Raw genomic sequence first — 10,334 nt, 5'->3', positions numbered from 1 at the left:
TGCGGGATGGGCTCGCGGAGCGACCCGGTGCGGGATGGGCTCGCGGAGCGACCCGGTGCGGGATGGGCTCGCGGAGCGACCCGGTGCGGGATGGGCTCGCGGAGCGACCCGGTGCGGGATGGGCTCGCGGAGCGACCCGGTGCGGGATGGGCTCGCGGAGCGAAGCCGTCGACCTGGTCGGCGCCGTCCAGGGCGGCCTCCAGGGGCTGCTGAGACCCGGTACGGGTTTGGCTTAGGGGACGCGAGTGTGCCCGCGGGGCGTCGCTCCTGTTCGCCCGTGCCTAGTTCTCGCGGTTAGAGCAGACCCTCTCGAGCGGTCCCTACGATGGCCGAATGACGACGACGCGACGCACAGCGATTGCCCTGTTCCTGAGCCTGGGCCTGGGCCTGGGCCTCACGCCCGCGCCCCTCGTGTACGCGAGTGCGGTGAGCTCCGCAGTGGAGGTTGTACACCCGTGGCTTCCCTACTTCCCCGACGAGGGTGTGGTGTGCACGAGGAAGATGTATCGAGAGTTCGGCAGCAACAAGGTCTACAAGACCGTGGTGGTGTCGAAGTCGCGGAAGCGAGTGGTGTCGCGGTCGACCCTAGACGGCGAACGAGGGGTCGCGTCGCTGCTGCCCCAGGGCGCGATCGGGACGTCCGGCAGTTCTACGCAACGCCGTAACGGTTGGGTGATCCGCCTGGAGTTTTCAAGCCGTGTGCCGTCGCCGCATCGGCTCAAGCGTTTCCAGGCAGGAAGCGCGCAGATCGTAGGGTCTTTCACGGTCCCGCCGCGTTTTCGACCGGCCTTGGTACGCGGCACGACGTTCGGCATGAGGGTGGACTACCGTCACGTAGGGCTCGGCACAAAAGGGCTCTTGCTGGACGATGATGCGACCGAGGTGCGGGCTCTGGGCTACCGCACGGAGCTTGCTTCGATTCGATTCACGAACGTCAAGCCTCGATATGCCGGCATGCTGCGGCGTGAGTTGCGGCGTGAGTTCACCTCCGGAGTGACAGGGACGACTTGGGTGAGCGAGGGGCTGGGTATGGTCCGATCGAGCACGACGGACGAGGACGGATACAGCGAGACGACCTGGCTGGTCGGCTGCGAGTAGGGCTAGCACGTCTGAGCGATCCCGGTGCGCGGATGGGCTCGCGGAGAGCGCTTCCGCCCGGTGCGGTCACCGGGTACGGCTTGCTTCACCGAATGTCGTTTGGCCCTGCGGGCCATCCGCTTGCTTTCCAGTGTCGGGGGACAGGAACTACCCGTGACTGCCACGCGACTGCCCGGTGGTGGGTGGGGACGTGTCCAAGGGCTGCCGCTACCACCGACCGGATTGTCAGTTCGAGGACCCCATCTGCCGCTCCGGATTGGTCGGGATGAGGAACGTGGCTCGGTTCCACCCTCCCCCCGGCTCAGGCCACGGCTAGAGTCGTGCGGGTGGCGGCGCTCGGCGGAGAGGACCTGCAACGGTTGGGACGGCTCGCAGAAGCCCGCGCCGCATTCGCGGCCGAGGCCGAGGTGGCCGAGCGGACCGGCGATGCCGAAGCCTTCGGCAGGGCCGCTCTGGGTCTCAGTGGGCTGTGGGTGCACGACTATCGAACCCGCCTCGAGCGCGCCCAGGTCGCTGCGCTACAGGAGCGCGCGCTGGCGGGACTGCACCCTGAGCAGCACCTAGCGCGGCGACTGCGACTTCGTCTCGAGATCGAGCGGATCTACGGGACGATTGCGACGGGGCGGCTGGTCGCCCTGGTCGAGGACGCCCGGACCCACGGCGATCCGGTGCTGCTCGCCGAGGCCCTCCACCTGGTCTACTTCTGCCTGCTCGGCCCGGAGCACCTGAGCCGCCGTCTGGACCTGGCCGAGGAGCTCATCGCGATGTCGCCCCTGACCGGGGAGACCACCTACGGTCTGCTCGGGCTGGCGAATCGTGCCTTGGTGCTGCACGAGCTCGGTGACGGGGGCGCCGGGCGCGCACTGCACGAGCTGCAGGCTGCGCTGACGGTGACTCCGTGCGCGGCGATCACCTACGCCATGTCGGTCATCGAGGTGATGCGCCAGATCGGCACCGGGCGACTCGCGGACGCCGAGGAGAGCGCTGCGCGCACGAGGGAGCTGGGCGTCCGGGTCGGCGACGCAGACGCCGAGACCTGGCACGCCGCGCAGGTGCTCGCGATTCGATGGCTCCAGGGGCGCACCCGCGAGATGCTCGAGCTGTGCGAGGCGTACGTCGACTCGGTGGACGTGGCCGAGCCGGCCGGCATCGCGTTCCTGGCGGCCCGGGCCGTCGCTGCGGCCGAGTCCGGGGAGGAGTCCGCGGCACGCACGTCGCTGGCTCAGCTCCGACTGGATGCTGCAGACCTGCCCGTCTCCACCAGCTGGCTGGCAGCCGTGTTCGCCGTCGGTGAGGCGGCCTACGCGCTCCGCGACCGGGTCGCCGCCGCCGCCGTGCTCCAGATGCTGGGACCGTTCGCCGGACTGCCGGTGATCGCGAGCCGCGGGACGGTGAGCTTCGGCTCGACGAACCGGACGCTCGGCCTCGCGGCCGCGACCCTGGAGCAGTGGGACGAGGCCGTCCAGCGCCTCGAGCAGGCCCTCGCCGACGACGACGCGACCGGCAACGTGGTGTGCCGGCCGCACACGCGATGGATCCTGGCCGAGGTACTGCAGAGCCGAGGAACCGCGTCCGACGCGGCGCGTGCCGCGCCGCTGCGCTCGTCGGCCCTCGACGAGGCGCGCCACTTCGAGCTCACGGGTCGCGTCACAGCCTGGAGCGCGGCCACGGTCCCGACCGGTGTGGTGCTCACCCGGACCGGCCGGACCTGGCACGTGGAGCTCGGCGGGCGTCACACGTCGGTCCCCGCGAGCGTGGGGATGGGCTACCTCGCCCAGCTTGTGGCCAACCCGGGGGTAGAGATCGCCGCGACCGACCTGGTGTCCGCGCACACCGTCCGAGAGGCCCCGAGCGGCGATGTCGTGGACCAGCAGGCGATGGCTGCCTACCGGGCCCGCGTGCGCGAGCTCCAGCACGAGCTCGAGGAGGCGGACGTCGCCGGTGACGGCGCCCGGTCGGCGCGCGCCCAGACCGAGCTCGATTCCCTGCTGGGTGAGCTGCAACGCGCGACCGGGCTGGGGGGCAACACCCGCTCCTTCGCCGACGCCCACGAACGCGCGCGGGTGTCGGTCCACAAGGCGATCTCGCGTGCCCTCAGGACACTGCGCGAAGCCGACGCCGAGATCGGTGCCGAGCTCGCCGGGCGGGTGACCACGGGCATCCGGTGCGTCTACGGCCCCCGGCCCTGACTGCGGCACACCACCGGGCCGTCGGAGCGTGACACCGCACGGAACGCTTGTGTCACGCCTCTTGGGCAGACGGTTCGAACGCGACCGTCACCGAACAGGAGGACAGCACCATGACACGATCCGCGAGCGTACCCGTGGTGTGCCGCCGGGTGGCCGGTGCCGACCACGGGGCCGTGCGCGAGGTCTTCGAGGGACTCTCCGCCGAGTCCCGGTTGATGCGCTTTCACGTGTCGACTCCCCGCCTGCGTGACGGGCAGGTGCGCGCGCTGGCGCGGGTTAGGCCCGGCGTGCGCGATGCCGTCCTGGCCTGGTCGGGGGACAGGCCCGTCGGCCACGGGCTGTCGCACGTTCTCGAGGACGGTGCGGCCGAGCTGGCGCTGGCCGTGGTGGACCCGTGGCAGGGCAGGGGTGTCGGGTCGGCCCTGCTGGGGCATCTCGCAGAGACCGCGAGCGCGGCCGGCATCACCAGGTTCGTGTGCTGGGTCCACCCCGACAACGCGGCAGTCCGCCGACGCGTGACGCGGCTGGGGGGACGGCGCGACCTCGACGACGAGCACGCCTGGCACCTGGACCTCGCCCGTCTCGCGGAGAGCACGGCGCCGGCGCGGGCCGGTGAGGCGGCATGACCCGCAGCCCGCGGCCGACCCACGACGCCTTCTACACTTCCGGCCCGGTCCCATCCGACCCCGGCGTCCCCGTCCGACACCGCCGGGTCAGTCTGCCTACCACCGTCGGGATCAAAGCCTGGCAGGTCGTCCACAGCACGATTGGTACGACCGGACGGCCGGTGGCCGTCTCCGGCACCATCCTGGTGCCGGAGATGCCGTGGCCCGTTGGGCCGAGGCCGGTGGTCAGCTTCGGGGTGGGAGTCCACGGACTGCACCGCGACGCGGCGCCGAGTCACCTCCTGAGAGAGGGCCGGGAGAGCGAGCTGCCGCTTATCGAGCTGGCCCTGCGACGCGGGTGGGCGGTGGCAGTCACCGACGGCGAGGGTCTCGGGATGCCCGGCCCGCACACCTACGGCGCCGGCGGTGTCGGAGGTCGGGCGATGCTCGACGTCGTCCGCGCGGCTCGTGAAGCACCCGTCGGGCTCGACCGCTCTGCACCGGTGGCGCTGTGGGGCTACTCCGAGGGCGGCCGGTGTGCGGTGTTCGCCGCCGAGCAGCACTCGACCTACGCACCCGACGTCCCGCTCGTCGCGGTCGCCGCGGGTGGGGTTCCCGCCGACCTGCGAGCCGTGGCCAAGGCCATCGACGGCGGCCCGTTCTCCGGGCTCAACCTGGCGGTGCTCGTCGGTTTGGCGACCGCCCACGAGAGACCGGAGCTTTGGGAGATCCTCACCGATGCCGGCAAGGAGGTGGCCCGGCGCGCGGCCGGCCTTGACGTGGTCGGCCTCGTCCTCGGTCACCCAGAACCCTTGGCGACTCACACCACCCGCGGCGCGCCCTGGGACGAGCCGCACTGGCACGCCCTTCTGGCCTCCGAACGCGCGGGACGAAGGTCACCCGAGGTGCCGACATACCTTTACCACGCCGAGCACGACGAGATCGTGCCCACCGCGCTGACCCGCGACCTCGCGCGGCGCTACCGGCGTCGAGATGCTCAGGTCAGACTCGTGACCGTGTCTGCCCCCGATCATCTCTCCGGCGCGGACGCCGGCGCCGCTGGGGCGCTCGCCTGGCTGGCCGAGCACCTTGTGCAGCCCGGGACCGGCGGCGGAGGTACCGAGGTATCGGCCCCGCCTCGATTGAACGACGAACGACAGGAGGGCTCAGATGACCATCGACCGGATCGTGCTGCTGACCGTCGGCTGGGAGGACCTGCCCAAGAGCGTGTCGGTCCACGGCGCCTCCGGGGCTGAGCGTCTTCGGGAGCCGACTCCGGCCGTGCTTGTGGGCGACTCGGAGGGTTGGATCCTCCTGGACACCGGCTTCAACACGGCACTGGTAAGGGATGTCGCGCTGCGTCGTCGCTTCTATCCGGACGCCGACTACGTGCCGATCCTTCCCGACGAGGACGAGCCCCTGCTCTCGGCGCTCGACCGGGTCGGCGTCGCCCTCGACGATGTCCGGGCCGTGGCACTCAGCCACCTGCACGCCGACCACGCCGGGGGACTCAAGCACGTCGCCGGACGCGTGCCGGTCCATCTCCAGCGTCGCGAGCTCGAGTTCGGTCTCTCTCCCCGGGCCGAGGCGGACACCGCCTTCCGCGTCGACTTCGACGACCCGCGCATCGACTGGCGGCTCGCCGAGGGCGACGCCCAGGTCGCCTCCGGCGTCACGGCAGTCGCGACTCCCGGGCACACCCCAGGACACCAGAGCTTCGTCGTCGAGCTGTCGGACCGCGTCGGGGGCGGTGGCTACGTCTTCGCCTTCGACGCGGCCGACCTCCGCGACAACATCGAGCGCGAGCTGGCGATCGGGTCCTTCGTCGACGTCACTCCCGAAGACACCGTGACACAGATCCGGCGACTCAAGGCCATCGCCGCCGAGCGGGGCTTCGCGCTGGTCCCCGGTCACGATCCAGTGGTGTGGCCCCAGCTGAGCCGGGAGCTGGGCGCCAGGTTCGGGTGAGGAAGGTGCCTCACGCCGACGCCGAGCCCATCCGCCACCGGGTCGCTCCGCGAGCCCATCCCGCACCGGGCCCTTCGCAATCCCACGGGCTCGCAGTGCTGCCCGGTACAGGATGCTGACGTGCCCGGCGAAGTTGGGAGTATCGCTTGATGGGTACGAGTACGACTTGCAAGTACTACGGGCTGCGCCGGGTGCAGTAAGCCGAACGGACTAGTCACGTCGAAGTGTCGGCGGTCGCAACTATGGTCAGCGCATGTTTCGCCGACTCGATGTGAAGAATCCCTGGCGGTCGCTGGCCCCAGGCTTCTGGCCCCCCGACGTGCCACTGGGGAAGGGCACAGTGATCTACGGGCATAACGGCAGCGGCAAGTCCACCCTCGCTGAGCTGTTACTCGACCTGTCCCAGAACAGCGCTGCTGCTGAAGTTGTCTGGGAACCGAGCAACGGCAAGAAGCAAGCAGTGCGCCCGGGAGCGTCCTGCCCGTCACCGGATATGGCCGTGTTCACGCGCAAGTGGGTGCAGGCCAACCTGAACCAGTTTCTGGCGGGCGAGAACGCCGACGCCATCGTCACTCTCGGCGAGGAGGCCATCGGCGCCAAGGAAGAAGAGGAGCGGCTCGAAGGCGAGAATGAGCGCCTGCGCGGCGCAGCAGAGAAGGCCGAAGGCACCAAGACCAAAGCCGACACGAAGGTCACTGCGCTGGCACGCGCGGTGCAGGACCGCCTGGTCACCGAGCTTCAGCGCTTCGACCACAACCACTACACCAAGAATCGCTACTCAGTGGGGAAGGTCAGCGAGCTGCTGCGGGCGCCCAGGTCGGACTTTCCCGACCTCGCCGCTCACACCGACGCGTTGGTGAGGCTGGGCGAGGACGCTCCGTCGGCCGTCGCCGCCGTCGCAGTTGCACCGGCTCTCGCGGACGAGCTTTCGCCGCTCGAAGAGTTGCTCGGCCGCACGCCGACCAGCGTCATCCTTACCGAACTGGAGGCTGACCCCGCGGCCCAATCCTGGGTCGAACGCGGGCAGGCACTCCATATCGAGCGAAACCAATGCCTCTTCTGTGAAGGGGCGATCGGCGAGCAGCGGCGGCAGCAGCTCGCGAGGCACTTCGATGAGAGCTGGTTGCAGATTCGAAGCGAGAGCCAGCAGCTTCTCGACACCGTGGCCCGTCACCGGACGGTACTGACAGCCTGGCCCGCCTCCCTGCCCGCACCCGAGGCTCTGGCGAGCGACCTGCGGGCGGCCTATGGCCAGGCTGTCCAGGTGACCAAGAGTGAAGTTCAAGCACGGCTGAAGCAGTTAGAGCAGATCGAAATTTCCCTCGGGGAGAAGATCAAGGACCCCGCCAGTACCCCGCCCGCTCCGGACGTCAGTGGCCTGACAACTCCCCTGCCGATCACCCTCCTCATGGAGGCGGTGGCCGAACACAACGAGCAGGTGCAACGCCAGGACGAGCTGCGGGCCGAACGTCTCGAGGTCGTTTTTAACCACATCGTGGGCTCAGAGAGCCGAAACTTCCGCGACCGAGAGAAGGAAGCAGTTATAGCGGAGGACGACCTGGACGCGGCTACCAAGGCTGCGAAGCTGGCGGAGAGGGCGCTCGAGAGGTTGAAGCAAGCCTCCTTCACCGAGAAGAAGATGGCCGATCAGCTGACGGCCGATCTAGCCCGCGTGTACGGAAAGCACCACCTCACCATCGAAGTGACCGACGACGGAAAGTCCTATTCGTGCCGGCGTGGAGACGAGCCGGCGACAAATCTCAGCGAGGGCGAGCGCACCACGCTGTCGCTCCTGTACTTCCTGCGGAACCTCGAGGATCAGCAGACTCGCGGAGCAGAGCCGACGGACCGCATCGTCGTCATTGACGACCCTTCCAGTTCGTTGGACCGCGAGTCGCTGTTCGCCACCCACCAGTGGCTTGTCAGCACGCTTCAGAAGTTCGGTCAGTACATAGTGCTCACCCACGACTTCAACTTGCTCCGCCTCTTCATCTCCTCTCACCGCAGCAAGTGGAACGACTCCGCGAGTCAGATCGGGAAGCAGAACGCCGACGAACTCCACTTCCCTCGCGTCTCTTTCTTGGAGCTGTTCGCTGCCACTGTGGACGGTGAGCGGACCTCGAAGTTGGGGCAGCTTCCGAGCCTGCTTCGCAACAACACGACGGAGTACGGCTACCTCTTCCTGATGGTGATGAAGGGGATCGAGCAGCCGGACGACCACGAACGGCTCTTCCTGCTTCCGAACGCCGCTCGGCGTGTGCTGGAGGTGTTTGCCAGCTACAAGGCGCCCCACCGCCCGAACTTCCTTCAGCAGTTGGAGTGGCTCGTGAAGGAGCAGCCCTCGGAGCCCCACCGCGACGTGTTCGACTTCTGCAATCGCTTCTCCCACGGGGAGGGCCCGGAGACGGTCGAGGTGTTGGACGCCCGCACCGTTCAGGGAGACATCAGGCGCTGCATGCAATTCCTGCGCTCCGTTGACGACGACCACTTCAACAAGATGTGCGAGGCAGTCAAGATCGACCCAGCGGTTCTTGAGTAGAAGGTTGAGCCAGCCGTCCGCTACCCGGGAACGAGCGATCCTGAGCGAGTCGGCGCTAAGTCTTGTAGTAGCGCTGACAGTCGCCGCAAGACTTGCCGACATGGCGGGAACGCAGCGAGCTGGACGTTCGACGGCCGGAGGGTACGGCCCAGCGAGCGCGAGCGAGCCAGTTGGCCAGCACAGGCGAATGCTGCTCATCGACGCCGACCGTGTGAGCGTCCCGCAGGTCGAACCTCAAGCGGCTCGCACAGCAACTCAAAGCTGCGCTAGGTCGTCTCTGAATCGCACTGGGTTTCGTTCCGCTTGATGAGTCAGGATGGGAACGATGGCCAGGTACACGAACGAGATGCGTGAGCGGGCGGTCCGGATGGTCGCCGAGGTTCGCTCCGAGCACCCGCACGAGACGGCCGCTTTGCGGCATGTGTCGGGGTTGTTGGGGATGAACGTCGAGACCCTTCGGCTGTGGGTGCATCGCGCCGAGATCGACAGCGGACAATGCGCCGGGACGACATCTGAGGACGCCGAGGAGATCAAGCGGCTCAAGCGTGAGGTCGCCGAGCTGCGTCGGGCGAACGAGATTCTCAAGAGCGCGTCAGTGTTTTTCGCCAAGGAGCTCGACCGTCCCACGACGAGATGATCCGCTACATCGACGAGCACAAGGATCAGTTCGGGGTCGAGGCCATCTGCCGGGTGCTGCGCCCGGCAGTTCGTGGGTTCATCACCTCTCGCGGCTACCGGGCCGCGAAGACCAGGCCGCCCTCGGCACGGGCGTTGAAGGACGAGCTGCTGGTGCCCGAGATCGCCCGGCTGCACGCGGAGAACTACGGCGTCTACGGGGTGCGGAAGATGCACGCCCTGATGCGCCGCCAGGGCTGGGAGGTCGGACGCGACCAGACGGCGCGGTTGATGCGGATCGCGGGAGTGCAGGGCGTGAAGCGCTCGACGAAGGTCTTCACGACCAAGTCCGACCCGGCCGCGGTGAGGCCGGCCGACCTGGTCCAGCGCAAGTTCCACGCCGTCGCACCGCGACGGCTGTGGGTCGCGGACATCACCTACGTCGCCACCTGGTCGGGGTTCGCCTACGTCGCGTTCGTGACCGACGTCTACTCCCGCCGGATCGTCGGGTGGAACGTCGCCGCGACGTTGAAGGCCGACATCCTCCCGCTGCAGGCACTCGACATGGCTGCCTGGGAGGCACGACGCGAGGGCGCCGCCGACCTCACCGGACTGGTCCACCACGCTGATCACGGGTCGAACTACCTCTCGATCGTCTACACCGACCGGATCGGTGAGTTGGGCGCGAAGCCCTCGACCGGGACCGTCGGAGACAGCTACGACAATGCCCTCGCCGAGGCCGTCAACGGGCTCTACAAGACCGAGCTGATCCGCCGACGCGGACCGTGGCGCACGATCGAGCAGGTCGAGCTCGCCACCCTGGAGTACGTGTGGTGGTGGAACAACCAGCGCCTACATGGCGAGCTGCAAATGCGCACCCCGCTCGAGGTCGAGGCGGCGTACTACGCTGCCCAAGAATCATCCCAGCCGGCACTCGCTGGCCAAGGGAACGCATAGGAACGAAACCCAGTGCGATTCACGTTTGAATCCGGTCCGTTGACTGAGCCCAAGCCTTTCGCCACGCAGCCAGCGCCCCTCCATGGCGCCTGAGGCGTGCGTCGGAAGGGGAAACCGTCACCGGGCACCGGTCAAGAGAGTGGACCATCCCGGCTTGACTACCTTCCCTTTCACCGGGTGGGGATCCGCTCACGCGCACGTCGGCGGGTCCGGTCGAGCTGATCGCGGCGGATCCACCCGGACGTGCGGTTCAGGTGCAGCGATCTTGCTCCACGACCGCTGCCACAGTCCGCAGAGCGGCCGGGAGGAGGGCGAGGTCGGCCGAGCCGAGCGCGAGCCTAATCGCCTGTGGGACGTGGCTCG

Annotated in this window: 7 protein-coding genes; all 7 read left to right on the top strand. The window is 68.5% G+C overall.

Annotated elements, in window-relative coordinates; translation table 11 throughout:
* Nucleotides 1–333: 333 nt before the first annotated feature.
* The 7 genes from IRX98_RS22035 (at nt 334) to IRX98_RS22005 (ending at nt 9,971) form a co-directional block, all read left to right on the top strand.
* Complete coding sequence (locus tag IRX98_RS22035; protein WP_224280439.1) at nt 334–1,098, top strand: hypothetical protein; 765 nt, start codon at nt 334–336, stop codon at nt 1,096–1,098.
* 326 nt (nt 1,099–1,424) lie between these two features.
* Complete coding sequence (locus tag IRX98_RS22030) at nt 1,425–3,287, top strand: hypothetical protein (protein ID WP_224280438.1); 1,863 nt, start codon at nt 1,425–1,427, stop codon at nt 3,285–3,287.
* 110 nt (nt 3,288–3,397) lie between these two features.
* A complete protein-coding gene (locus tag IRX98_RS22025; RefSeq protein ID WP_224280437.1) occupies nt 3,398–3,913 on the top strand; it encodes a GNAT family N-acetyltransferase in 516 nt (171 codons plus the stop codon).
* Nucleotides 3,910–5,148: a lipase family protein gene (locus tag IRX98_RS22020; RefSeq protein WP_308045775.1), complete on the top strand. Its 1,239-nt coding sequence runs from the start codon at nt 3,910–3,912 to the stop codon at nt 5,146–5,148. The genes IRX98_RS22025 and IRX98_RS22020 overlap by 4 nt, the downstream gene beginning before the upstream one ends.
* Complete coding sequence (locus IRX98_RS22015) at nt 5,063–5,860, top strand: N-acyl homoserine lactonase family protein (RefSeq protein WP_224280436.1); 798 nt, start codon at nt 5,063–5,065, stop codon at nt 5,858–5,860. The genes IRX98_RS22020 and IRX98_RS22015 overlap by 86 nt, the downstream gene beginning before the upstream one ends.
* A gap of 253 nt (nt 5,861–6,113) precedes the next feature.
* Nucleotides 6,114–8,399, top strand: a complete 2,286-nt coding sequence (locus IRX98_RS22010; protein WP_224280435.1) for an AAA family ATPase — start codon at nt 6,114–6,116, stop codon at nt 8,397–8,399.
* A 316-nt stretch (nt 8,400–8,715) separates the two neighbouring features.
* Nucleotides 8,716–9,971 (top strand): IS3 family transposase gene (locus tag IRX98_RS22005; protein WP_224280434.1). Its coding sequence is split into 2 segments (ribosomal slippage): nt 8,716–9,001 and nt 9,001–9,971, totalling 1,257 coding nucleotides; the frame shifts between segments, so codons are not numbered across the junction.
* Nucleotides 9,972–10,334: the final 363 nt, after the last annotated feature.

The sequence above is a fragment of the Nocardioides lacusdianchii genome (genome assembly GCF_020102855.1).
In the GTDB taxonomy this organism is placed as follows: Bacteria; Actinomycetota; Actinomycetes; order Propionibacteriales; family Nocardioidaceae; genus Nocardioides; species Nocardioides lacusdianchii.
This window is presented reverse-complemented; position numbering and strand designations above follow the sequence as displayed.